The 22,225-nt window shown below is 71.1% G+C and carries 23 protein-coding genes and 1 pseudogene; 11 read left to right on the top strand and 13 right to left on the bottom strand.

Annotated features, from left to right (window positions below):
* Positions 1-118: 118 nt before the first annotated feature.
* From ACIBTS_RS40960 to ACIBTS_RS40940, 5 genes and pseudogenes are all read right to left on the bottom strand, one after another.
* The gene (locus ACIBTS_RS40960) at positions 119-682 is read right to left on the bottom strand and encodes a hypothetical protein (RefSeq protein ID WP_399325869.1); all 564 of its coding nucleotides are present in this window, start codon (positions 680-682) and stop codon (positions 119-121) included.
* 105 nt (positions 683-787) lie between these two features.
* Complete coding sequence (locus ACIBTS_RS40955; protein WP_399325889.1) at positions 788-1,234, bottom strand: hypothetical protein; 447 nt, start codon at positions 1,232-1,234, stop codon at positions 788-790.
* Between the two features lie 11 nt (positions 1,235-1,245).
* Positions 1,246-2,136, bottom strand: a complete 891-nt coding sequence (locus tag ACIBTS_RS40950; protein WP_399325868.1) for a DUF1932 domain-containing protein — start codon at positions 2,134-2,136, stop codon at positions 1,246-1,248.
* Positions 2,137-2,220: 84 nt separating this feature from the next.
* Entirely contained in the window at positions 2,221-3,702 is a 1,482-nt protein-coding gene (locus ACIBTS_RS40945) for an MFS transporter (protein ID WP_399325887.1), read from the bottom strand.
* A gap of 494 nt (positions 3,703-4,196) precedes the next feature.
* Positions 4,197-5,165: pseudogene (locus ACIBTS_RS40940) on the bottom strand (helix-turn-helix domain-containing protein); the annotation flags it as partial.
* Positions 5,166-5,445: 280 nt separating this feature from the next.
* Between ACIBTS_RS40940 and ACIBTS_RS40935 the strand changes: the two are divergent.
* Together ACIBTS_RS40935 and ACIBTS_RS40930 are read left to right on the top strand one after the other, a co-directional pair.
* Complete coding sequence (locus ACIBTS_RS40935; protein WP_399325866.1) at positions 5,446-6,771, top strand: alpha/beta fold hydrolase; 1,326 nt, start codon at positions 5,446-5,448, stop codon at positions 6,769-6,771.
* Positions 6,772-6,809: 38 nt separating this feature from the next.
* On the top strand, positions 6,810-7,319 hold the full coding sequence (locus ACIBTS_RS40930; RefSeq protein ID WP_399325864.1) for a molybdenum cofactor biosysynthesis protein: 510 nt from the start codon (positions 6,810-6,812) through the stop codon (positions 7,317-7,319).
* Positions 7,320-7,340: 21 nt separating this feature from the next.
* Here ACIBTS_RS40930 and ACIBTS_RS40925 read toward each other — a convergent pair whose 3' ends face one another.
* The gene (locus tag ACIBTS_RS40925) at positions 7,341-7,790 is read right to left on the bottom strand and encodes an ATP-binding protein (RefSeq protein ID WP_399325862.1); all 450 of its coding nucleotides are present in this window, start codon (positions 7,788-7,790) and stop codon (positions 7,341-7,343) included.
* A 222-nt stretch (positions 7,791-8,012) separates the two neighbouring features.
* Between ACIBTS_RS40925 and ACIBTS_RS40920 the strand changes: the two genes are divergently transcribed.
* The 3 genes from ACIBTS_RS40920 (at position 8,013) to ACIBTS_RS40910 (ending at position 10,662) form a co-directional block, all read left to right on the top strand.
* A complete protein-coding gene (locus ACIBTS_RS40920) occupies positions 8,013-8,660 on the top strand; it encodes an RNA polymerase sigma factor (protein ID WP_399325860.1) in 648 nt (215 codons plus the stop codon).
* Positions 8,657-9,283 carry a hypothetical protein gene (locus ACIBTS_RS40915; RefSeq protein WP_399325858.1) on the top strand — a complete coding sequence of 209 codons (627 nt, stop codon included), beginning with the start codon at positions 8,657-8,659 and terminating at the stop codon, positions 9,281-9,283. The genes ACIBTS_RS40920 and ACIBTS_RS40915 overlap by 4 nt, the downstream gene beginning before the upstream one ends.
* A 149-nt stretch (positions 9,284-9,432) precedes the next feature.
* Positions 9,433-10,662: an acyltransferase family protein gene (locus ACIBTS_RS40910; protein WP_399325856.1), complete on the top strand. Its 1,230-nt coding sequence runs from the start codon at positions 9,433-9,435 to the stop codon at positions 10,660-10,662.
* Here ACIBTS_RS40910 and ACIBTS_RS40905 read toward each other — a convergent pair.
* A complete protein-coding gene (locus ACIBTS_RS40905; RefSeq protein ID WP_399325854.1) occupies positions 10,650-11,489 on the bottom strand; it encodes a chitosanase in 840 nt (279 codons plus the stop codon). The genes ACIBTS_RS40910 and ACIBTS_RS40905 overlap by 13 nt on opposite strands.
* 157 nt (positions 11,490-11,646) lie before the next feature.
* Positions 11,647-11,979, bottom strand: a complete 333-nt coding sequence (locus ACIBTS_RS40900; protein ID WP_319346915.1) for a hypothetical protein — start codon at positions 11,977-11,979, stop codon at positions 11,647-11,649.
* Between the two features lie 177 nt (positions 11,980-12,156).
* Here ACIBTS_RS40900 and ACIBTS_RS40895 point away from each other — a divergent pair, with 177 nt between their 5' ends.
* Positions 12,157-12,918 carry a class I SAM-dependent methyltransferase gene (locus tag ACIBTS_RS40895; protein WP_399325852.1) on the top strand — a complete coding sequence of 254 codons (762 nt, stop codon included), beginning with the start codon at positions 12,157-12,159 and terminating at the stop codon, positions 12,916-12,918.
* 463 nt (positions 12,919-13,381) lie between these two features.
* Here the strand turns inward: ACIBTS_RS40895 and ACIBTS_RS40890 are convergent, their stop codons facing one another.
* Entirely contained in the window at positions 13,382-13,654 is a 273-nt protein-coding gene (locus tag ACIBTS_RS40890; RefSeq protein ID WP_079664549.1) for a hypothetical protein, read from the bottom strand.
* 174 nt (positions 13,655-13,828) lie between these two features.
* Here ACIBTS_RS40890 and ACIBTS_RS40885 point away from each other — a divergent pair, with 174 nt between their 5' ends.
* Entirely contained in the window at positions 13,829-14,587 is a 759-nt protein-coding gene (locus ACIBTS_RS40885) for a hypothetical protein (RefSeq protein ID WP_399325850.1), read from the top strand.
* 145 nt (positions 14,588-14,732) lie between these two features.
* Here the strand turns inward: ACIBTS_RS40885 and ACIBTS_RS40880 are convergent, their stop codons facing one another.
* Both ACIBTS_RS40880 and ACIBTS_RS40875 read right to left on the bottom strand, forming a co-directional pair.
* The gene (locus tag ACIBTS_RS40880) at positions 14,733-14,960 is read right to left on the bottom strand and encodes a hypothetical protein (RefSeq protein WP_399325848.1); all 228 of its coding nucleotides are present in this window, start codon (positions 14,958-14,960) and stop codon (positions 14,733-14,735) included.
* A 95-nt stretch (positions 14,961-15,055) separates the two neighbouring features.
* Positions 15,056-17,326 (bottom strand): M4 family metallopeptidase, encoded by a 2,271-nt coding sequence (locus tag ACIBTS_RS40875; protein WP_399325845.1) that lies wholly within the window; start codon positions 17,324-17,326, stop codon positions 15,056-15,058.
* A gap of 444 nt (positions 17,327-17,770) precedes the next feature.
* Between ACIBTS_RS40875 and ACIBTS_RS40870 the strand changes: the two genes are divergently transcribed.
* On the top strand, positions 17,771-18,238 hold the full coding sequence (locus ACIBTS_RS40870; protein WP_399325843.1) for a hypothetical protein: 468 nt from the start codon (positions 17,771-17,773) through the stop codon (positions 18,236-18,238).
* Between the two features lie 50 nt (positions 18,239-18,288).
* Here ACIBTS_RS40870 and ACIBTS_RS40865 read toward each other — a convergent pair whose 3' ends face one another.
* Both ACIBTS_RS40865 and ACIBTS_RS40860 read right to left on the bottom strand, forming a co-directional pair.
* On the bottom strand, positions 18,289-18,741 hold the full coding sequence (locus ACIBTS_RS40865; protein WP_334582213.1) for an NAD(P)H-dependent oxidoreductase: 453 nt from the start codon (positions 18,739-18,741) through the stop codon (positions 18,289-18,291).
* Between the two features lie 63 nt (positions 18,742-18,804).
* Positions 18,805-18,945 carry a hypothetical protein gene (locus ACIBTS_RS40860; protein ID WP_399325841.1) on the bottom strand — a complete coding sequence of 47 codons (141 nt, stop codon included), beginning with the start codon at positions 18,943-18,945 and terminating at the stop codon, positions 18,805-18,807.
* Positions 18,946-18,980: 35 nt separating this feature from the next.
* Between ACIBTS_RS40860 and ACIBTS_RS40855 the strand changes: the two genes are divergently transcribed.
* The 3 genes from ACIBTS_RS40855 to ACIBTS_RS40845 all read left to right on the top strand — a co-directional run bounded on the left by ACIBTS_RS40855 (position 18,981) and on the right by ACIBTS_RS40845 (position 22,224).
* Positions 18,981-19,193, top strand: coding sequence for a hypothetical protein (locus ACIBTS_RS40855; protein ID WP_399325839.1), 213 nt, complete (start codon positions 18,981-18,983; stop codon positions 19,191-19,193).
* A gap of 144 nt (positions 19,194-19,337) precedes the next feature.
* Entirely contained in the window at positions 19,338-20,480 is a 1,143-nt protein-coding gene (locus ACIBTS_RS40850) for a LacI family DNA-binding transcriptional regulator (RefSeq protein WP_399325838.1), read from the top strand.
* A 346-nt stretch (positions 20,481-20,826) separates the two neighbouring features.
* Positions 20,827-22,224, top strand: coding sequence for an ABC transporter substrate-binding protein (locus ACIBTS_RS40845; RefSeq protein ID WP_399325836.1), 1,398 nt, complete (start codon positions 20,827-20,829; stop codon positions 22,222-22,224).
* Position 22,225 lies beyond the last annotated feature (1 nt).

Raw genomic sequence — 22,225 nt, 5'->3', positions numbered from 1 at the left:
CACGAGGCGCAGTCCGCCGATGGTCTGCCGCACGGCGACGAAGGTGGGTGAAGGGGGCGGGCCCACGGTCGTTTCGGCGGCCGGGACACATCCGAAAGACGGCGCCCGCCCCTCCCCCTCAGCCGATCACGGCCTGACCGTACGGCAGCAGTCGTACCGGGCCCATGAGGCCGTGGTCCTGGCGGGCGACGGCGCCGAAGACGGTCGGCCGGGCGACCCGGAGTCGGTTGACGAGGGGGGTCGCCACCTCCACCTCGATGACGTTGGCGCCGCGCCGGAGCAGGGGGCCGACGTCGACGACCGGCCTGAGCCGGTCGACGGGTGGCGCGCCGATGCCGTTGACGGTGACGCGGGCGGTGTCGCAGACCTGGCCGAGGTCCAGGTGCGCGCCGTGGCACGAGGTCCAGTCGGACGGCAGGTCGATCGTCGTCCGGTAGCGGCCGATGCCCGCGGAGTCGGCGGGTTCGGGGATCCGTGACCAGGGCAGCAGCGCGTCGAGGGTCAGCGTGCGGCGGACGAGTTCGGTGCGGGCCGGGGTGGCTCCGGGGCGCCGGTCCTCGACGTCCAGCCGCCACCGGCCGGGGGTGATCGGGGCGGGCACGGACGGGACGGTCGTGGTGACCGTGCGGCCGGAGGACAGCTGTGTCGTGTACGTCCCCGCCGTGGTCGAACGGGCCGTCAACCGCCTGTGGAGTCGGACCAGTTGGCTACGGCGGGGGTTCCGGAATCCTGCGAGTGCTGCGAGTCCTGCGACGGCGAGGGCGGCCGAGACGATCAGGTCAAGCTGTCAGATCCGGCCGCCGGTGAGCCGGGTGAGGGGGCCGTGCGGGTGGCGGCCGGCGCGACGCCCTACGGCGTACGAGGCCGCCGTCAGGACGGACAGCCCGGCGCCGACTCCTGCGGCGACCAGCTTGCGGTGCGCGATGACCGTCCAGGCCGTCCTGGCAGTCGCGGCGACCTGCCCCGACGTCGCGACGATCGCCTGGCGGCCCGCCTCGACACCCCGGGCGGCTCCGTGCGCCGCGCTCTGCACGGCCCCGGTCGTCGCCTCGGCCGAGCGCTCGACCCCGTTCTTCGTGGCCGAGGCGGCGTCGTCCGCCTTCGTCGCGGCGTTCTTCGCGGTCCGGGCGGCCGGAGCGGTCGCCTTGTCCGCGGTGCGCCGCGCCTTGGACGCGGTCAGCCGCTCCGCCGCGGACTCTTCGTTCGTCTTCTTGTTCGGTTCACTCATGGACATCGCGTTGCCGCTCACTGCGACGGCAAACTCCTCCGTGGGCGCTTCGTGGACACCGGACCGTCCTCGACCAGATCCGCGATCAGTTGCCCGCCGGTCACCGTCGGGTCGTCCTTGTGGGCCTCCCACCGTCCGAACGTCTCGAGGGCGGCCTCGGCGAAGGCGGCCGGTACGTCCACCGCGCGGCAGGCCCGGGCTATCTCGCGCATCTCCGGCTCCCACCGCCAGGCCCGCGGCCCGGCGGCGGCCAACTGCTCGAGCCCGGCCAGTGGGGTGCCGGGCAGCAGCTGCTCCGCCAGGTCGAGCAGATCGTCCAGCACCCCATGGCCGTCGGCCAGCGCGCAGGCATGGGCGGCGAGGGCGTACGAGATCTTGTTGTACGCGGCGAACGCCAGCTTGAGCGCCGACGCCCGCCCGATCGGCCCCGCCAGGACGACCGGGGTGAGTGCCGTTCCGTCGAACAGGGCCGCGACCCGGGCCACGGCCGGGTCTTCGCCCGAGAGGTACAGCCGGGTCGTGCCCGCCTCGCGCGGGGGCGGTCCGGTGATGCCGCCGTCCACGACCGTCACGCCGGTGCCCTCGAACACCTGGGTGATGTCGGCCATCCGCTCCGGACTCACCGCGTTGGCATCGACGTAGACGCCGCGAAAGCCGGCCGCCGCCACCTGTCCGGCGACGTCGAGCGCAGCCGCGGGCGGACACACACTGAGGACGACCTCGCACGTCCGGGCCAGTTCCTCGACGCTGCCGGCAGGCCGCAGCCCGAACTCGGCGGCTCGCCGCCGCGTCGCCTCCGACCGACCTTCCGCCGGCCACCAGAGCCTGGCTCCCGCCGCCACGGCCTGCGCCGCGACACGTGCTCCCATGGTTCCGGGGTGCAGAATCCCCACGTCTCGATGTCCCATGTGCGGACACTAACCGCCGGACCGCTTCGTTACGGCCGGACCGGTCCGCGCAGTTGCTCCTCGTCCCCCGTCGCGCCTGCGGGATCAGACGCCGCCCGGGACCGTGCCGCCCTTGAGGCGGTCCAGGTCGGAGGGACGGACCTGGATCACCACGACCGCGATCAGCGCGGCCAGGACCGTGAAGATCGCCGCCATGACGAAGGCGGCCGAGACGCCGGCGGTGAGGATCTCGTCGGACCAGGGGGCAGGGAGCTGCCCGGTGCGCCGGAAGCGCAGACGTTCGGCCGGGGTCGCCTGGGTCAGGTAGGCGGGGATCTGCCGGTCCGCCTCGTTGCGGCTGGCCGTGCCGTACATCGTGACCAGGATGGACAGGCCGAGCGAACCGCCCACCTGCTGGGTGGCGTTGAGGAGTCCGGAGGCCGCGCCGGTCTCCTGCGGGGGCACGTTGGACAGCGCCATCAGGGTCAGGGAGACGAACTCCATGCCCATGCCGAGACTGAAGACGAGGATCGGGCCGAGCACACTGCCGGCGTAGGTGGAGTGGATGTCGGTCAGGGTCAGCCAGGACAGGCCGGCCGCCGCGAGGATCGCGCCCACCACCATGAAGGGCTTGGGGCCGAACCGGGGCAGGAACCGCGAGGCCAGCCCGGCGCCGACCGCGATGACCGCGCTGACCGGCAGAAAGGCGAAGCCGGTCGCCAGCGGGCTGAAGTCGAGCACGTTCTGCACGAAGAGCGTGAGGAAGAAGAACATGCCGAAGATCGCGGCGGCGAGGCACAGCATGATCCCGTACGCGCCCGCCCGGTTGCGGTCGGCGAACATGTGCAGCGGCGTGATCGGCTGCCTGGACCGCCGTTCGACCAGGACGAACAGCGCGAGGACGACGACGGCCGCGCCGAACGAGGCCAGTGTGAACGCGTCCCGCCACCCTTCCTGCGCGGCCCTGATGAACCCGTACACCAGAAGGACCATGCCCACGGTGGAGGTCAGCGCGCCGGTGAGGTCGAAGTGCCCGGGGTGGCGTTCGGATTCCCCGATCCAGCGGGGTGTGGCGAGGGCGATGAGCAGTCCGATGGGAACGTTGACGAAGAGCACCCACCGCCAGTTCAGCCACTCGACGAGCACGCCACCGGCGAGCAGGCCGATCGCGCCGCCGCCCGCCGAGACCGCGGCGAAGACCCCGAAGGCCCGGTTGCGCTCGGGACCTTCGCGGAAGGTCGTGCTGACCAGGGAGAGCGCGGTCGGGGAGGCGATGGCGCCGCCGATGCCCTGCAGGGCGCGTGCGGCGAGGAGTTGGGCCTCGTTCTGGGCGAGGCCGCCGAGCAGGGAGGCGAGCACGAACAGCAGCACTCCGAAGACCAACATGCGCCGTCTGCCGAGGATGTCGCCGGTCCGGCCGCCGAGCAGCAGCAGGCCGCCGAAGGTGAGGGTGTAGGCGTTGACCACCCACGCCAGGCTCGTGGTGGAGAAGTCCAGGGAGCGCTGGATGTCCGGCAGCGCGATGTTCACGATGGTGATGTCCAGGACCACCATGAGCTGGCACGACGCGATGACCAGCAGCGCCATCGCGCTACCGCCACCGTCCTGCCGGACGGTGGCCTCGGGTGCCGAGGTCGGTTGCGGAACGCTGCTCATGACATGTCGCCCGCTCGGACGCGGGCCCTGGTGAGAGGTCAGTGAACGGGCGCGTCCACTGTCGGGGCCACCGTTCGACGGTACGCCCGGGGCCGGGCCGTCACCACTCGATCACCCGTGTACGGCGTGCGTCGTCGGCCGTGTACGGCGTGCGTCGTGGGGGGCCCGTGCCGTGCCGTGCCAGGACTCCCCTGTTGTCCTGGCACGGCCTCGGCTGTCGCGGGTTCGGCGTTCACCGCGGATCACCAGGATGCGGGAGGGACGCCCGGTGTGTCGTTAGCCGACCGTCCACGCCTGCTTGGCGGAGCGTCCACCCATGTCCCCACCCTGTTTCCCCCCGTCTCCACCTCTGCATCCACCGCTGCGCCCTGTGGCGCGTCCACCGCCGATGCCGTGGGCGGCAGGGCTGAGCGCGCCGGGGGCTGGGCCTCGTTCAGCGCCTGTTCGCGCAGTTCGCTGGGCGGGAGGCCGTAGGCGGTGCGGAACGCCCGGGTGAACTCGGCGGCGCGGGGGAAGCCCCAGCGGGCGGCGACGGCGTGGATGGGCAGCGCCCACAGCCGCGGGTCGGTGAGCTCGCGGCGGGCGTTTTCCAGTCGCTGGTCCCGGATGTAGGAGGCGACGGTGAGGCCTTCGGCCTGGAACAGGCGGTAGAGGTAGCTGCGGGAGATGTGGTGTGCGGCGGCGACCATGGCGGGGGTCAGGTCCGGGTCGCCGAGGTGTCGGCGGATGAACGTCTTGACCTGGAGGGTGAGGGTGCGGCCGTGGATCTCCGGCGGGAGCGGGAGGTCGGCGTCCGCGGCGTGCGCGAAGAGGGCCGTGACCAGGTCCGAGACGACCGTGCCCAACCGGGGTGCGTCCGTGGGCTGGTAGGGCGAGGTGTCCGCGACGAGTTGGAGGAGGAACTGCGAGAGCAGCGCGCCGATCCCTTCCCGGCCCGACAGGAGAGTCCCCAGCATCCGGTCGGCTCGCTGCCCGGGCACGGCCACCAGGGCACGCGGGACCTCCAGGCCGACGATGGTGACGGAATCGGTGCCGGTGAAGACCTCCCACGACCGGGAGGAGGAGTTGATGTGGAAGTCGTTCATCCGGTAGGCGGCCTGTTGTCTGCCCCAGTCGGCGGCTCCCTCGCCCTTCAGCAGCAGGGAGAGGTGGTAGGTCTCGGGATCGGACTGGCGGACGAGTTTCGGCGTACGGCGGAAGACCAGGTGGTCGAAGGTGGCGGGCCACACCGTCACATCGCCCAGCCCGATCACGCGTTGGTGGCCGTGGTAGTCCGCGGTGCGGTCGCTGGTGAGGTGCATGGGCGCGTGGGTGTTGCCCATGCGCTCCGCCCACGCCTCGAACCGATCGCCCACCGGCAGGTCCGTGGTGCGGAACACCGACTCGTGCAACACGGAGCAAGTCAACCACACCGCGTGAGCGGGCCTGACCGCCGATGCGAAGGCTTCGGACTTGCTACCGGAGAGTCATATTACTGAACCGTAACCTACCGGCCGCTACCCGAGGTAACCGAACCACCGCTACGGTCCTGACAGTTCGTCTAAGAGCGGTGCGGGGCTGCGGTGGGCGACCGCGGTCGCGTGCCGCTCGGTCGTCACGGTCCGTACCCCACCGGGCCGTCCGCCACCCGAGCCGCAGACGAAGGCTCGGCCTCCCCCTTCCCGGAGGTCCGCCATGCCCACCCCCACCCGCCTGCTGGCCGCAGCCGTCACCGCGGCCGCCTGCCTCGGCGTCACCGCCGTACCCGCCGACGCCACAGCGCAGTCGGACGCCGTGGTCTCGCGCGGCGTCACCATCCCCACGTTCTACAACCCGCCCGCCACGCTCCCGGCGGCCGACGGCGCCCTGGTCCGCTCCGAACCACTGCCCCTCGCGCTGAGCCTGCCGGGCGTCGACGGACCGCTGCCCGGCACCGCGACCCGGCTGATGTACAAGTCCACGGACTCCGCCGGCCGGCCCATGGCGGTCACCGGCGCCTACATCGAGCCGTCGGCCCGCTGGAAGGGCGGTGGAGCACGGCCGCTGGTCGCCGTGGCACCCGGCACCATGGGCCAGGGCGACCAGTGCTCAGCCTCCCTCGGCCTGGAACACCCGCTCCTGGTCAACGGCCAGACACTGTCAGTCGGTTACGAGGACCTGGCGATCTACCGTCTCCTCGCGCGGGGCATCGCTGTCGTCGTCACGGACTACACAGGGCTGGGCTCGACGGACCGGCTGCACACCTACGTCAACCGGGTCGACGAGGCGCACGCCGTCCTGGACGCCGTCCGCGCGGCCCGTGCCCTGGACGGTACGTCGCTCACGGCCGCCTCCCGGGTGGCGCTGTTCGGCTACAGCCAGGGCGGCGGGGCCACGGCGGCCGCCGCCGAACTGCAGCCCTCCTACGCCCCCGACGTCACCCTCTCCGGAACCTACACGGGGGCCCCGCCCGCCGACCTGGTCTCCGTCACCAGGGCCATCGACGGCAGCGATCTGGCCGGAGCGCTGGGCTGGGCGGTGAACGGGTTCCTGGAGTCCGACCCCGCCCTCGAGCCGATCGCCGACGCGCACCTCAACGCGGCCGGCCGCGCCGCGCTCAAAGACCTGTCGACGATGTGCGTCGGCGACGCCCTCCTCGCCTACAACTCGGCGCGCAGCACCGCCTGGACGACGGACGGGCGGTCCATCGGCGACGTCGTCCAGTCGGAGCCGGCGCTGAAGGCGTTCCTGGCCGACCAGCGCATCGGCGCCCTCGAACCGACGTCTCCGGTGCGGCTGGCGACCGGCACCGCCGACGAGCTGGTGCCGCACGCGCAGGCGCGCTCGCTCGCCGCGGCCTGGTGCGCCAAGGGCGCCGACGTCACGTACAAGCCGGTGATCCTGCCGAGCGTCGGCCGGGCCCTGATCAACCACTTCACGCCGTTGCTCGTCGACCAGGGCGACGCGATCTCCTGGCTCACCGACCGGCTCAACGGGCGCCCCGCCCACTCCAACTGCGCCGCCCTCCCCCTCCTGCCCTGACCCGCCGAACCGGGCGGCGCCGCGCTTAGGCTGGTTCCATGACCGAGGTCGAGGTGGTGGAGCTGCTGGTGTCGGCGTCGCACCGGTTCGCGGGGCGGCCCGCGGACGGGCCGTCGGACGGCCCGGACGACGAGCTCGTGCGGGAGGTTCAGGTCCGTCGCGGTCTCGGGCTGGTCGGTGACCGCTACTTCGGCCGCCCGGCCCACCGGGACGCGTCGGTGACGCTCATGGCCGCGGAGAACCTCCCGCGGCACATCGACGCGGCCGTCGGTCTGCGGCAGACGCGCCGGAACGTCCTGCTGCGGGGCGTCGACATCGACGCCTACGTCGGCTCGACCGTCGTCCTCGACGGCGCGGCCGGTCCGGTGGCGTTCGCCGTGAACCTCCCGGCGCGCCCCTGCGCGTGGCTGGACGTCACCATCGGCCCCGGCGCCCAGCGCGCCCTGCGCGGCAAAGGCGGCGTGCGGTGTACGCCATTGTCGGACGGTGTGCTCGTCCTGGGCCGGGCTACGTTCGAGGTCATCGACGCGTCCGCCGTCCGGGCCTGAGGCCGGAAGGGGCGGGACGCCTCATGGTACGTCGGTCAGGCCGAGTCGGGCGACGATCCGTTTGCCCACCGGCGCCCGTACGACCTCGAATTCCTCCGCCACGGCCCGCACGATCTCCAGGCCGTGCTGGCCGACCCGCGTCGGATCCGGTGCGCGGGGTGTCGGCAGCACCGGATCGCTGTCCCAGACGGCGATCTCCACCGTGCCACCACTGACACGCAGTTGCAGCAGCACCGGCCCGGGCGCGTATCTGAGCGCGTTGGTGACCAGCTCGCTCACCACCAGCTGGGACAGGTCCACGGCCCCCACCGGCACGGGCGGAGCGCCCGGGCGCCGCACGCGGGTGAGGAAGTCGCCCGTGAGCTGCCGCGCCCGGGCGATACAACCGTCCTTGCCGTCGAGTGCCACCGTCGTCTCGGCAGGGGTCCTGTCGGATGCGGAGAAACCCTGGTCGGGCGGGACACCTGCCATCCGGACCGCCTTCACTACCCCGTTCATATCCGCGCGACTACCCGAGAACCCGCCCCCTACGCCCCAGGTGCACCACTCACCCGCCGCGCTCGGCGCGCCGACGCGAACCTGGCCGGCACGCCTGGGGTTTCACCTTCCGTCGTCGACGTCTGTAACGCTTTTCGCGCCTCATTCCAAGAACAGGTGTAGTGCGTGTGACGAACCCGGTGGAAGGAGACGCCTGTGGCCGGCGCGGAACGGTTACCGAGTGGGCCCGCCGCGGCGGTGCGTGACCCGGAGCTCTTCGAGGAGTTCTACCGGCGCCACGTGGACGCGGTGCTGCGATTCGTGGCGCGCCGGGTCGACGACCCGCACACCGCGGCCGACCTGACGGCGGAGATCTTCCTGACCGTCCTGCACTCGGCCCACTCCTACCGGCCGCACCTCGGCAGTGAGACGGCCTGGCTGTTCGGCATCGCCCGCAATGTGGTGTCGTCGGAGCGTCGCCGGGTCGCGCGGGAGGCGGAGCGCGATCTGCGTTTCTTCGGGCGGAGGCTGCTGGAGGCCGACGACATCGTCCGTATCGAGGACAGACTCGACGCGGAGAGCCCGGGGCGGCGCGCCCTGGCCGCGCTGGCACGGCTCCCCGAGGGCGAGCGGGCCGTCATGGAGCTGATCGCGGTGGACCAGCTGACGGTCACCGAGGCGGCGGCCGCGCTGGGCATACGCCAGGTCACGGCGCGCGTACGACTGCACCGGGCGCGCAAGACACTGCGAAAGGAGGCGGACGTCGAGGCCGCGGACGCGAACCCGACGGCCGCGGGAACGAGCTCCACGCCAGTCACGACGCCGGACGCATCGGCGCTGTACATCGCAAGGGGGGAAGCATGAGCACGAGGCCGACGTTCGAGGACCGGCTCCTGGACGAGCTCAAGAAGGAGATCGAACTGCGCGAGGCCGGGGCGTGCCGGACCGAACCGAACGAGGTCGGAGCGGGTCGGGGCTGGACAAGGGCTTCCGCGCGCTCTCTGCTCGCTCCTCGCCGGATCGCCTTCGTCGCGGCGGCCTGCGCGATGGCCTGGCTCGGCGTGGCGGTCGTACCCGGCTCGTCGGCCGGCCCGTCGGCCGACACGGCGGCGTTCGCGGCGGAGCTACAGGGGGACGGCACCGTCGAGCTCACCGTCAAGGACCAGGCCATCGGGATCGACGCCCAGCGCGAACTGGCGAGGAAGGTGCGTCCGTGGGGCATCGAGGTGACGATTGATGTGTTGGCTCCCGGCTATGTCTGCGAGCGCAGCAAGTTCACCCCGTTCCCGGTGATCGAAAGGCGAACCGGGAACCTGGTCCCCGGCATCGCGGTCAAGGCCAGTTGGGACTTCACCTTGCGCCGGGGCAATGTGCTGGCCTTCGAGAACATGAAAGGCATGTCGCGGCCGCGCGCGGTCGAGCTCTACGCGAGCAAGAGCGAGGCCAAGCCCTGTGTTCCGCTGAAGCTCACGCTGCCCGACGAGTAGGGACTGTCCCCGCTCACGGCACACCTCAGCGAACACTTCACCGCACACCTCACCTCACGTCACCTCAGCGAACACCTCGCCGCACAGAACCCGGTCTTCCCATGGAACCCCCGCTCGTCATCCGTCCATCCTCGGAGACGTCACACTCCGTGATCGCTCGGTCACCCGCCTACCGTCTGGGCTGGCTCGACGCGTTGCGCGGCATCGCCGCACTCGTCGTGGTGCTCGACCACTCGTCGTCGGCGTTCCTGCCGGAGTTCCGGCAGGAAGTGATGCCGCAGTTCAACCTCGGCCGGTACGGCATCATGGTGTTCTTCCTGGTGAGCGGCTACATCATCCCCGCGTCGCTGGAGCGCCGGGGCTGTGTCCGGTCCTTCTGGATCGGACGGGTCTTCCGCGTGTACCCGCTGTGGGCGGCGGCCGTCACCGGGGTCCTCGTCCTGAATCTGCTGGGCATCGCCGAACTGCGCGACGGCCTGGGCCGACAGGGCCTCACCGCCGTGGCCGTCGCCCATGTCACCCTGCTCCAAGAGCTGCTGGGGACGCCGAGCGTCCTGCTCGTCCTGTGGACGCTCTCCTACGAGATGGCCTTCTATCTGCTGGTCGTCGCCCTCTTCACGGCCGGTCGGCACCAGCGGTCGGCGGCGGTCGCCGTCACCCTCGCCGCGTTCGCCGCCGTGAGCGCGACAGCGGGGGTCACCCTGCCGGCCTCGGCTCTCTCCGGCGCGGTCGGTACCGGCCCGCTGATCGCGCTCACCTCGGTCGCCATGGTGCTCGCCGTCTGCTGGGCGAGCGCCGGGTCACCCGCGCTGCGGGTGGCCGGCGGGGTGCTGGGCGGGGTGTCGGCGCTCGTCCTGGTCGTTTTCAACGGCACGGTGCCCATGTGGGAGGGGCTGGTGATCCTCTCCGTGATGTTCCTCGGCACCGCCGTCCACCGGGCCGAGCACGGCCGGAGCAGTTGGCGGCGCGCGGCCGTCACCGCCGCCGTGGTGCTCGGGTGCGCCGTGGGGAGTGCGTACGGCCAGGGCGACGACGCCCACTTCACCCGGCGCGGCTGGATCCTGGCGTTCCTGCTGGCCGCGCTCACCTTCGGCGTGGGACTGGCCGCGCGCCACCGGCGCGTACCGCGCGAGCTGATCGGACTGGGAACGATCAGCTACTCGGTCTATCTGCTGCATCCCGTGCTGCTGGCGGTGACCGACGGCACGATCGGCCGGTGGCAGCAGGACAGTCCGGCGCTCGAGCTGGCGTTCTTCGCCGTGCTGCTGCCGTTGTGCGTACTGACCCACCGTTGCATCGAAGTGCCGGGCCAGGCATGGGGCCGCAGGCTGGCACGACGTTGTCGGCCGGACTCGCGCAGAGCCGCTCAGCCGATGTGATAGCCGTCGCCGTACACCTTCCAGTCCAGGGGCGGGTCGAGGTCGAGGTTGCCCTTGCGCAGGAACACGCGCTGGGCCGTGTCGACGCGACTGGTGTCGCTGTGCGCCTCCTCCTGTTTCATGGCCCAGACCCGGGCGTCGAGGAAGGCGTTCAGATACGTCGTCTCGTCGCCGCCCTGGGCCGGCGGCTTCGCCTTGGTCAGCGCGCGCCGCCGGATGTTGCGGAAACTGGTGGGGTCGGTGCCGTCGCCGTGCATGACGATGGCGTCGTAGTAGGCGAACTGGCCCAGGACACGCAGTCCGTCCGTCTTGCCCTGCTGGACGGCCGGGTTGAAGTAGACGCGGTCACGTTCGTCGTTCTGGGCCTGCTGGAACGCCGTGTCCTGGGCGGCCTTGCGCCAGTCCTTGGGGTAGTTCGGGTCGAGGCCGGCGTGCGAGTCGGTGCCGTTGACTGCGCGCAGGGCGGGCAGGTACTTGGCGAGGACGTTGCCGGGCTTGCGGTCGGTGTAGAGCTGTACGAGGTCGAGCATGTCGCCGGTGCCGGAGCAGAAACCGATGATGCCCGCGGTGTAGCCGCGGCCGTCGCCGATGTCCTCGATGTACCGGTACTGGGCCTTCCAGTCGAGCGAGGAGTTCTCCGCGCTCGACACCAGCTTCATGGCGATCTCCTTCTTCGCCGGGTCGTCGAGACCCTTGGCGGTGGGGGCCGCGGTCGCCGGGTGGGCGTCGAGCAGGGAGGCTGCCGCCAGGGCGCCGGCGAGGGCGAGGAAGAGGCGGCGGGAGGTGGGAGCGGGGGTGGGGGTGGGGCCGTCGATCGGCCGGGGCATGTGCACCACAGTGGCTCCAGGTGAGGAGTGGGGGTGGGGTGGCTCTGCGCTGCAACTGACAGGAAGGTTTCCTATCAGAGCCCGGCGACAGAAGTAACCCATCGAAGCCATGTTCGTGCGATCGAACAAACTGACCCGCCATCACGCGGGCCGCGAGTCAGAGCAGTCGGACCATGACGGAGATCAGGAACCCGGTGAGGCCGATATGGAAGATGACCATGCAGACCCACTGCGACACCGACATGCGCCAGGACGCCGCATTGAGGATCTCCCACTCACTCACTGCGAAGGCCGCCAGCACCAGGGCGAGCACCTCCCACAGCACGTACCACCAGCCCGAGGGGGTCGCCCCCGTCGTACCGTCCAACGCGGCCGGAATGCGGGTCGCGCGACCCAGCAGGAAGAGGCCGAACAGCAGCTTGTGCCAGCCGTGACGGACCGCCGGTGCGGTGGTCGCCGCACGAGTGGCGGATGTGGATCCTGTAGACATTCGCACATTTGATCACCCTCCCGCGATGGAAGCCACCGTTCCGGTCACCGGGAGCGCAAGGAGTGCAGCGCGGACGACGAGAAGGCGGCATCGAGCAGTTCACCCGGTGCTGTGACCGCACAGGTTCGCCGGGTTGGTGATAGTCGAATGCTTGGTGCGGAAGGCGATGATGAGGGTATGACCGCCAGTTCTCGCGCCCAGTCCTTCGACGTAGCCGCGGCTCAGTACGCGGCGAGTCGGCCTTCTTACCCAGCCGCGCTCTTTGACTGCATCGAGGAGTTCGCAGGCTGTCGCTTGGCGGGCGCCCGGGTCGCCGATGTCGGCGCGGGTACCGGAATCGCCAGCGTGCTGCTGCGGGAGCGAGGAGCTGACGTGATCGCTGTCGAGCCGGGTGAGGCCATGGCGGGTGAGTTCCATCAGGCGCTTCCCGGGGCGCCGATCGTGAGAGGGGACGGAAATGCTCTGCCCTTGGTCGAGGCTTCCTGCGACCTCGTCACCTATGCCCAGTCCTGGCAGTGGACCGACCCTGGCCGGTCCGTCCCGGAGGCATTGCGTGTCCTGCGAGCGGGCGGTGCGCTGGCGATCTGGTGGAACACCACGGCCTTCGACGTGCCGTGGATCCGCGAGCAGCACGGGCGCATTGCGCACCACTGCGGGGTGAAGCCAAGGTCTGCCGTGCGTCCCTCGGACAACGACGCCATCCGGCTGGCGGGGCTGACAGGGCTACGGGTTGCGCGCCGTCAAGTGCGCTGGAGCCGCAGTGTCTCCTTGGACGTGCATCTCGCCAACATCGGCAGCCGGTCGGCATTCCTCGTCCTTGAAGAGGCTGACCGCCAGGCATTTTTCGCCGATGAGCGTGAGCGGCTGGTCAAGATTTTTCCTCGCGAGGAGGTGGAAGAGACCTACGTGGTTGATCTCCTGGTCGCACTCCGGCCCTGACGTTGTGCGGCCGCGGGCCGGGACGGCGTGCTCATGCATCCGAGGCGAGTGGCCGGCGGCCGCCCCACCGAATGCCTCTTTCTGCCCCGGCGCACGTGCTGCTGCAGCCGCCGGCCTTCCTGGTCGGTCAGCCTGCGCACACGGACAGGCTCGGCCACCGCGCCTTCCAGCAGTCGGATCGGACGTCACCGTACATCCAACCGCCACGACCACCAACCCGGCGAACCCAGTGCGGTCAGAGCACCAGCCAGTGCCTTCCTGAGCGGCACCAGCCATCGCATGCCCGAGGCCTTTTGACTGGTAGTGCACCCCCGTTTTCACACCTGCGAAAGACATTCTGGCGTGATCACATACTCGATTCCGATTCAGCGTCACTTCCCTTGCGATGGAGGTACTCCATGAAGATTTTCGGGACACTGAAAAGGAAGATCGTCGGCGCAGGGGAGTTCACGGGCCGGGTGGTTCAGGGGGTGCCCGGGGCGTCGCCGCGCCAGTCGAACCGGCGGTCGGCGGTGCCTCGCCGCTCGTACAGGGCGTGGCCGCCGGGCCCGTAGCGGCCTATCTCCGTGGTCAGCGCCACCTCGCGCAGCTCGTGATCGGAGCGGTCCGTGATGTCCAGCAGCAGCCCGTCCAGCGGGCCGCCCACCAGGTGCGCGTACCGGCGGTCCGGGCGGGGGCCGGCGTCGTCGTGGTCGGCGCCGTAGACCCGGCCCCGCAAGAACTCAACCTCGTCCATGACCAGCAGCTTGTCATCCACCACTGACAACGGCCCGGCGCCCTCGCGCTGCGGCCCGTCTCGGCGTTCTTCGGCCAAGCCGGTGGCGGAAACATGTCGTCGGAGGGCATGTCCCGACTCAGCGGGTATCCACCCCTTACACGTCGTTGTGTGAGGGGTGGGGGGCCGGCCCTGATGGCACGCAGGCGGGAGCGGGCGCCGGCCGGTGAGTCGGCGTGGGCCAGGCGTCGGCGGACCGTGCGTGAGCTGCGGGCCTCGGGCCGCGACGGGCCTCGATTACGCGAAGTGCTGCCGGCCCTCGCCACCCTGCTCGCCGTCGCGTGCGCCGCGGTCGCGGGACTCGCGCTGGTCTCCCGCACGTTCGGCGGCCGGGCCTGCGCGCTGCTCCTCGTGCCCCTCGCGGTCGTCGCCGTCGTCGTACGGCGTCGGTCCCGGCGGCCGGCCCGGCGGCGCGGTGGGTACTACACCGCCGAGGAGCTGGCCGAGTTGGACATGCCCGTGCTGGTGGTCGCGGTGGCCCGGATGCTCCGGCGGGACGGCTGGCGGGTGCTGCCGCCCCCTCAGCACGACACCCTCCATCTCGCCGCTCGTGACGGCCGGGGTCTGCTGCTCGACGTGGCGTTCCGTCCGGTGGCCGAGCCGCTGCCCGACGAGGAGTCGGCCTGCTCCTGCCGGGCCCGGATGCCGACGCGGGGCCGGGCCGGTCCCCCGCTGCGACTCGTCGTGCACCGGGGCACGTTCACGCACCGGGACGAGGTGTGGGCCGCGCGCGAGGGCCGCACGTATCTGATCGACGGTCCCCGGCTTCGGCTGTGGGCGCGCGGCACGCCCCTGGCCCAGGTCGTGGGCGGAGTCGTCCCCACGCCCGGTACCCCAGTCGTGGATCGCGACCCGACGCGGTGTCATTCGTCGAGGGCGAGTCGGGTTCGGTAGTGGTGCCGGCGGGCTCGGGCCTGGTGGCGTCGTCGCCAGTCGGACCAGTTCAGACGCCGGGCGATTCGGGCGTGCATGGCCGCCGGCAGCAGGTCGCAGATGCGCGTGGTGAGCAGGTGAAACAGTCGCTGGGCCTCGGGTACGGTCAGCGCGATCGCACCGCAATCGGCCGGCGGGCCCTGGTCGGTATGGTCGCGCAGGATCGGGCGGGGTGGCTGGTCCTGTCGATGGCCGCGAGTACGGCGAGCAGGGCGAGGGCCGCCATGGCCATCGTGACGTGGCGTTTCCACGCCCGGTAGCGCCTGACCTGGGTCCGGTCGAGTGAGACGGTGGATTTCGAGTCCTGGAAGTCGTCCTCCACCTTCCAACTCATCCCGGCGGCCTCGGCCGTCCGGCCGCACCGTCCGCGGACACGCGCCGCCGCCCGGGCCTCGTGAGACCCGGGCGGCGGAGTCGGGCGGTCTGCTGTCAGGGAGTGAGCTGCCAGCGCTGGATGTAGCCCGTGTCGATGGACGCACGGTCCTGGACGCGCAGCTTCCAGGTGCCGTTGACGGGTTGGGCGGAGGCGTCGACCGTGAAGGTCTGGTCGACGTTGTCGGCGGAGCCGCCGCTGCGGTCGAGCAGGGAGTAGACGGTGCCGTTGGGCCCGACGAGGTCGACGGTCAGGTCACCGCGGTAGGTGTGCACGATGTTGACGTAGACCGAGGTGGTGGCGGAGGCGTTGCCGTCGCGGCCCGCGATGGTGACCGGCGACTCCACGGCGGCGCCGTTGTCCGGGATGTCGACGCGGGTGGCGTTGGCGTAGATGTAGGCGATCCGCCAGGTGAAGGTGTCCGAGACGGACGCGCCGGTGCTGTCGGTGACCTTGAGGGTCACGTCGCTGCTGCCGAGGGTGGTCGGCGTGCCGGAGATCAGTCCGCTCGGGCTGATGCTCAGACCGTCGGGCAGCCCGGTCGCCTCGTAGGTGAGGCCGGCGCCGGTGTTGGTGGTGTACGCGTCCACCTGCAGGCTGACGGCCTGGCCGACACCGCTGACCTGGTCGGCGATCGGGGCGACGTTGACACCGAGGGCTATGCGGCTGCCGACGTTGATGGCGGCCCAGGCGTCGGCCACCTGGAGGTAGGTCGGGCTGTAGGCGCCGAAGAGGTCGCTCGCCGCCTGGAGGGTGGCGGTGCGGGCGCCGGCGTAGTCGGTCGACGAGGTCATGTACGTCGTCAGGGCCCGGTACCAGATGGCGGCGGCGTTCTCGATGCCGATGCCGGTGACGCTCTGGCCGTCGAAGGTCGGGCTGTCGTAGGCGACGCCGTTGACGGTCTTGGCGCCGCTGCCCTCGGAGAGCAGGTAGAAGAAGTGGTTCGCGGGGCCCGAGGAGTAGTGGACGTCGACGCCGCCGAGGGTGGAGCTCCAGTTGTCGCGGGAGGAGCCGTCCTTGGAGGGCTTGTCCATGTAGCGCAGCGGGGTGCCGTCGCCGTTGATGTCGATCTTCTCGCCGACGAGGTAGTCGCCGGGGTCGGCGGCGAGGTTCGAGTGGAACTCGACGGCTGCGGCGAAGATGTCCGAGGTCGCCTCGTTCAGACCGCCGGACTCGCCCGAGTAGGTCAGGTTGGCGGTGGCGGCGGTGACGCCGTGGCTCATCTCGTGGGCGGCCACGTCGAGGGCGGTCAGCGGGTGCGTGTTGCCCGAGCCGTCGCCGTAGGTCATGCAGAAGCAGCTGTCCTGCCAGAAGGCGTTGACGTAGCTGCTGCCGTAGTGGGCGCGGCTGTAGGCGGCGACGCCGTCGTTGCGGATGCCGTTGCGGCCGTACACGTCCTTGTAGTAGTCCCAGGTGGCCGCGGCGCCGAAGGCCACGTCGACACCGGCGGTCTGGCGGTTGGACGGGGTGCCGTCGCCCCAGACATCGTTGTCGTCCGTGAAGAGGGTGCCGGTGCCGGAGGTGCCCTGGTTGAGGTCGTACGTCTTGTGTCCGGCGCGGCCGCCGTCGGTGAGCTGGTACGTCGATCCCGACAGGGTCGTGCCGAGCGGGACCGCGCCGGTGTACTGGCCGGTGCCGGTACCGGTCTCCACCTGCTCCGCGGCGAGGAGCTGCTTGCCGGTGGTCGCGTCGGTGACCACCTGGAGTTCGCTCGGTGTGCCGTCCTGCTGGACGCCCCCGACGACCGTCTCCCAGGCCAGGACGGGCTTGCCGGCGCCGGCCCAGACGACGAGGCGGGGCGCGTTCGCGGCCGCGGAGCCCTTGACCTCGGCGCTCTTGGCGGCCGCGAGTGCCTTGCCGGTGGCGTTCGCGGCGGGGAGCTTCGGAGTGAGGGAGGGCACGGTGAGGGTCGCCCCGCTCGCCTTGGAGACGGTGGTGCGGCCGCTCTTGTGGTGGACGACCAGGTCGCCGCCGAGGACGGGCAGTCCGGCGTAGGTGCGCTCGTAGCGGGTGTGTATGGTGCCGTCGGCGTCCTGGATGACGTCCTTCACGACGAGCTTCTCTTGGGCGCCGAGGGCGAGCTGCCGGGCCGTGGTGCCGGACGTGGTCTGCGCGCTCTTGATCAGCGAGGCGCGGCGGGCCGGTGACAGGGGCGTCGCGGCGGCGCCGGTGCGGGGCGTGGCGGTGATCCTGGACGGGCCCGGGTCGGCCGGAGCCGCACCGGCGGTGCCGGTGGGGGCGCCCAGGGCCAGCAGGGTCCCGATGGTCGTCAACGCGAGGGCGGTGGCGCGTCTGCGCCGGAGGGTGGGGCGGTGTCGCCGGGGCAACGGGTTCTCCTTCTGTGCGACGGTCGGCCGGTGATGGGGCCGAGGTGGGGCGGGCCGGCGGGGTGGGGCCGGTCCGGAGCGCTGCACGACAGGCGGGTGGAAGGAGGTGGGGGGTGAATGACAGGTGCGCCGCATGATGCGGGTGTGAAGGAATGGTGAACTTCGGCAGCAGAGTGGCACTCCGTGCACAGCTTTGTCATGGGAATGCCAAAACAACGGCTTGAATTGACCATGGCCTTCTGGGGATTCGGTCTGCTCGGCGCACGTTTTCAGCCGGGGGTGCACACCCGGCTCCCCGGCCCGACGAACCGCTTCCGTCGCCGCAGTGCCGGGGCGACGGCGCGTTCGAGTGGTCGCGCCGCGTTCGTCGTCGTAGCGTCGGTAGAGAACCTCACCGGGGCGCGGCACACCGGCGGGTCCCGGGTCGGGCGGGCGGGAGCGGAGATGCGACACACGACGAGAACAGCGGTCATGCTGTGTGCGGCGCTGGGCCTCACGGCGGCCGTCGGCTCGGCCTCGGCGGCACCGGCCGCGGCACCGCCCACGGTGCGTGAGGCCGTGGTGCAGAAGGCCACGGATCCCGTCCTGGTCGACTGCTTCTGGCACACACAGGAACGGCCGAGGGACTTCATCCTGGCGTGCGGCGACGGCAACAGCCGTCTCGTCTCACTGCACTGGAACAACTGGGGCTCGAACTCGGCGCGGGCCACGGGAGTCAACGTCGTCAACGACTGCGACCCGTACTGCGCGGCGGGCACCTTCCACCCGTACGCCGTCGTGGTGAAGCTGGACCGGCCGCAGTCCTGGAAGAAGAACCCGCAGGTGCAGCACTACAGCCGGATCAGCCTGACCTACCCCGGGGCCAGGCCTGCGCAGTTCGCACGTGTCGTGACGTATCCGCTGTGGAACTGAGCCCGGGCCGGCCGTCCTGCCCTGCCCACCTGCCATGATCCCGCGGCCGGTCAGTCCAGCAGACCGGCCGCCACCGTCGCCCCCAGTTCCCAGGCGGCCGCCACGTCCGCCTTGCCCGGTTCCCCGGTGACCGTGACCGGCTCGGCCGCGCGACGCCAGCCCAGGCCCGTGGTGATGGCCTCGATGCCGCGTACCGCGCCGGTGACGTCGTTGCCCCCGTGCACGTAGTAGCCGAAGGGCCGACCGCGGGTCGTGTCGAGGCACGGGTAGTACACCTGGTCGAAGAAATGCTTGAGCGCGCCCGACATGTAGCCGAGGTTGGCCGGGGTGCCCAGCAGGTAGGCGTCGGCGGCCAGGACGTCGGAGGCGGTCGCGGCGAGGGCCGCCCGCCGTTCGACGCGGACGCCTTCGATCTCGGGAGCCGTCGCGCCGGAGACGACCGCTTCGAAGAGCGCCTGGCAGTTGGGCGAGGGGGTGTGATGGACGATCAGCAAGGTGGCCACGGCACGGAACCCTGCCCGCTCCCCCGGGCCGACCGCAAGCGGCGACGCGCGCGGCGCCGGCGTTCACCCCGGACCGGCCGGCGGGGTGACGGCCTCGGTGGCGCCGTCCGGGAAGCGGATCTCCAGGACGGCGTCGGAGACGGGGACCGCACGGGCTCCCGTCCGGGTGTCCGCCGGGAGAAGCGGGTCGGCGGTGAGGACCACCAGCGTCGCCAGGAGCAGCGTGCCCCCCGGGTGCGGTGTGGTGCGCCCAGTTCACGAGCCTGCGCACCCTGCTCGGTGATCCCGAGCTCGCCGACGTCCCCTCGGTCACCAGGAACACGGGGACGGCCGACATGTTCCAGTACACGCTTCGGTTCGGCGGCCGTACGGTGATGACGGACCGCTCCGCGGAGGAGCCCGCGCTCGACCGTCTCATCGACGCCCTGGAGAAGTGGCTGCCGGCGAACTGACTTCCGTGTTGGTCACGGATGCGTCCCCGACTCTTGACGACCGTCGTATGACTGCGTAGACATGACAGCGCAGACATGACTGCGCAGTCATGCAGTCGGCGTCTGTCATCATCGGTATGAACATCCGGCCGTACGGGAGACACCATGACGCGAGGAACAGGGCGGGGCGGGAGTTCCGCCGCGCCGCGCAGCGTGGACGTGGCCCGCCTGGCCGGCGTCTCCCAGAAGACGGTCTCGCGGGTTTTCAACGACGAGCAGTACGTCTCCGCCGACGTGCGCCGACGCGTCCTGGAAGCCGCGGAAACACTTGGCTACCGGCGCAACAACGCCGCTCGGGCCCTGGCCTCGGGACGGACCCGCTCCATCGGCGTGGTGACGCTCGGCACGGCCCTGTACGGACCCGCTACCCTGCTCATGGGCGTCGAGCGGGCCGTCCGGGACACCGGATACGCACTGCGTGTGGTCAACACGGTGGAGGGCGACCCCGCAGGCATCGCGGGAGCCGTGGACTCGCTCCTCGACCAGGGCGTGGACGGCATCGTCATCTCCGAGCCGATCGACGAGCAGACGGACGACGGTGAGGTCACCCTCCGCGTCGACGTGCCCGTCCTCGTCCTCGGCGCGCCGTCCTGCGTCGAGGCGCCCATGGTGCTGACCGCGGGCGACGGAGCCGACGAGATGGCCCGCGCCGCCACCGAACACCTGCTGGCCCTCGGCCATATGACGGTTCATCATCTCGCCGGACCGCTGCGCTGGTATGCCGCCCGGGACCGGCTGGAAGGCTGGCGGAGGACGCTGACCGCCCATGGCAGGGACGTGCCGCAGGTCGTCGAGGGCGACTGGTCGGCCGCGTCCGGTTACGCGGCGGGACGCGCACTGGCCGCGGACGGCGACGTCACCGCGGTGTTCGCCGCCAACGACGACATGGCGATCGGTCTGATCCGCGCGCTGACGGAGGCCGGACGACGGGTGCCGGAGGACGTCAGCGTGGTCGGATTCGACGACATTCCGGTCGCCGCCTATGTGTCTCCTCCGCTGACCACGGTGCCTCAGCCCTTCGACGCCGTGGCGCAGGAGGGACTCAAGCGTCTGCTGCACGCCATCGAGAACCCGGACGCCGAGCCCTTGCCGGCGAGCGACCCACCGGTCGACCTCGTCGTCCGCACCTCGACCGCGCCTCCCGCGCACCGGACGACCCCGGCGCGCGGACGGCGTCCCGCCTCCCGGTCGCGCAGAGGCACGTCCAGCGAGCCGCTACCGAACGGAGGACCCTCCACCGGGCACTGAAGAACACGGATCGGCCCGACCGAGGCAGGCCGAACGCACCCAGCAACCAGCACCCATGGCCGTGCGCGTGATCCGAAGGCGAGCCGCCGTACCCCTCGCGCCCGCGTCCTCCCCGAGCACCCCGTCGCCCGCACCACATCGGGCCGCACCGAGCCGCCGCCCCTGAACGCAGCGGGCCCCGAGCCAGGTCCTTCGCACCTTCGCTCCCCCTCTCCTCCCTCTTCTCTCAGCATTTCTCTCAGTACGTCTCTCAGTACTTCTCTCCTGTCTTCCCTCCCTGCTTCACCACGCCCCCGCACGCCCTCGCCAGGCGTGCCGTGATCATCGCCTCTGGCGGGAGTCCACCATGCCCAGAATCACGTCCTCATCCCTGTCCGAGCGCTCCGCGATGAGCCGCCGGCTGTTCCTCACCACGACCGGCGCCCTGTCGCTCGGCGCCGTCCTGACCGCCTGCGGCGGCGGCGACTCGGGCGGCTCCTCCGCCGCCGGCAAGCCGGTCGGCCAGGCCGACATCGACAAGGCGATGAAGACGCCGACCGAGCTGACGTTCTGGACCTGGGTCCCGAACATCGACAAGGAGGTCGCGCTCTTCGAGGCCAAGTACCCGGCCGTCAAGGTCAAGGTCGTCAACGCCGGCCAGGGCACCCCGCAGTACACCAAGCTGCGTACGGCGCTGAAGGCCGGCAGCGGGGCCCCCGACATGGTGCAGATCGAGTACCAGGCCATCCCGACCTTCACGATCACGGGCAGCCTGCTGGACCTGCGGCCCTACGGCGCCTCCGCGCTCAAGTCCACGTTCGTCGACTGGACGTGGGGGCAGGTCAGCGGAACGAACGGCGAGATCTGGGCGATCCCCCAGGACACCGGCCCGATGGGCATGCTGTACCGGCAGGACATCTTCGACGCGCACGGCATCCAGGTGCCCAAGACCTGGGACGAGTTCGCCGAGGCGGCCCGCAAGCTGCACAAGGCCGACCCGGACGTCTACCTCACCAACCTCGCGGCCAACCAAGTGGCCGCCTGGCACGGCCTGTTGTGGCAGGCGGGCGCGAAGCCCTACGTCACGTCGGGCAAGAGCGACATCACGATCAGCGTCGACGACGCCGCCTCCAAGAAGCTCGGCGCGTACTGGGGCGGGCTCGCGAAGGAAGGGGTCGTCGGCGTCGAGCCGGACTTCACCGACTCCTGGTACGCGGCCCTCAACAAGGGCAAGTACGCCACCTGGATCACCGCCGCCTGGGGACCCGTGTTCCTCTCCGGTTCCGCCAAGGCCACCGCGGGCAAGTGGCGGGCGGCCCCGCTGCCGCAGTGGGACACCGCCAAGCCCAGCTCGGGCAACTGGGGCGGCTCCACCACCGCGGTCATCCGCTCGACCAAGAACCCGATCGCGGCGGCGATGTTCGCGCAGTTCCTCAACAGCGACCCGGCCAGCGCGAAGATGTTCGCCACCGAGCAGTTCTTCTTCCCTGCGACCAAGGCGCTCCTCACGGACGCCCAGTTCACCGGCGACGCGCCCGCGTTCTACGGCGGCCAGAAGGTCAACCAGGTCTTCGCCGACATCAGCTCCACGGTCAACTCCTCCTTCCAGTGGCCCCCGTTCCTCGACCAGGCGGCGACCGACTGGACCGAGACCGTCGGCAAGTCCCTCGCCGACAAGTCCGACACCGTCGCCGCGCTCGGCGCCTGGCAGTCACGGCTCACCGCGTACGCCAAGGGCCAGGGCTTCACGGTCAAGGGGAGTTGAG

It is taken from the genome of Streptomyces sp. NPDC050121, assembly GCF_044460385.1.
Classification (GTDB): Bacteria; Actinomycetota; Actinomycetes; order Streptomycetales; family Streptomycetaceae; genus Streptomyces; species Streptomyces soliscabiei.
This window is presented reverse-complemented; position numbering and strand designations above follow the sequence as displayed.

What these genes read in the sequence shown, in the direction of transcription:
- ACIBTS_RS40885 (WP_399325850.1), top strand. Translation starts at nt 13,829, where the DNA reads ATGGCACGCAGGCGGGAGCGGGCGCCGGCCGGTGAGTCGGCGTGGGCC.
- ACIBTS_RS40890 (WP_079664549.1), bottom strand. Translation starts at nt 13,654, where the DNA reads ATGGACGAGGTTGAGTTCTTGCGGGGCCGGGTCTACGGCGCCGACCAC.
- ACIBTS_RS40845 (WP_399325836.1), top strand. Translation starts at nt 20,827, where the DNA reads ATGCCCAGAATCACGTCCTCATCCCTGTCCGAGCGCTCCGCGATGAGC.
- ACIBTS_RS40950 (WP_399325868.1), bottom strand. Translation starts at nt 2,136, where the DNA reads ATGGGACATCGAGACGTGGGGATTCTGCACCCCGGAACCATGGGAGCA.
- ACIBTS_RS40905 (WP_399325854.1), bottom strand. Translation starts at nt 11,489, where the DNA reads ATGCCCCGGCCGATCGACGGCCCCACCCCCACCCCCGCTCCCACCTCC.
- ACIBTS_RS40880 (WP_399325848.1), bottom strand. Translation starts at nt 14,960, where the DNA reads ATGAGTTGGAAGGTGGAGGACGACTTCCAGGACTCGAAATCCACCGTC.
- ACIBTS_RS40930 (WP_399325864.1), top strand. Translation starts at nt 6,810, where the DNA reads ATGACCGAGGTCGAGGTGGTGGAGCTGCTGGTGTCGGCGTCGCACCGG.
- ACIBTS_RS40925 (WP_399325862.1), bottom strand. Translation starts at nt 7,790, where the DNA reads ATGGCAGGTGTCCCGCCCGACCAGGGTTTCTCCGCATCCGACAGGACC.
- ACIBTS_RS40895 (WP_399325852.1), top strand. Translation starts at nt 12,157, where the DNA reads ATGACCGCCAGTTCTCGCGCCCAGTCCTTCGACGTAGCCGCGGCTCAG.
- ACIBTS_RS40935 (WP_399325866.1), top strand. Translation starts at nt 5,446, where the DNA reads ATGCCCACCCCCACCCGCCTGCTGGCCGCAGCCGTCACCGCGGCCGCC.
- ACIBTS_RS40900 (WP_319346915.1), bottom strand. Translation starts at nt 11,979, where the DNA reads ATGTCTACAGGATCCACATCCGCCACTCGTGCGGCGACCACCGCACCG.
- ACIBTS_RS40850 (WP_399325838.1), top strand. Translation starts at nt 19,338, where the DNA reads ATGACGCGAGGAACAGGGCGGGGCGGGAGTTCCGCCGCGCCGCGCAGC.
- ACIBTS_RS40955 (WP_399325889.1), bottom strand. Translation starts at nt 1,234, where the DNA reads ATGTCCATGAGTGAACCGAACAAGAAGACGAACGAAGAGTCCGCGGCG.
- ACIBTS_RS40915 (WP_399325858.1), top strand. Translation starts at nt 8,657, where the DNA reads ATGAGCACGAGGCCGACGTTCGAGGACCGGCTCCTGGACGAGCTCAAG.
- ACIBTS_RS40945 (WP_399325887.1), bottom strand. Translation starts at nt 3,702, where the DNA reads ATGGCGCTGCTGGTCATCGCGTCGTGCCAGCTCATGGTGGTCCTGGAC.
- ACIBTS_RS40870 (WP_399325843.1), top strand. Translation starts at nt 17,771, where the DNA reads ATGCGACACACGACGAGAACAGCGGTCATGCTGTGTGCGGCGCTGGGC.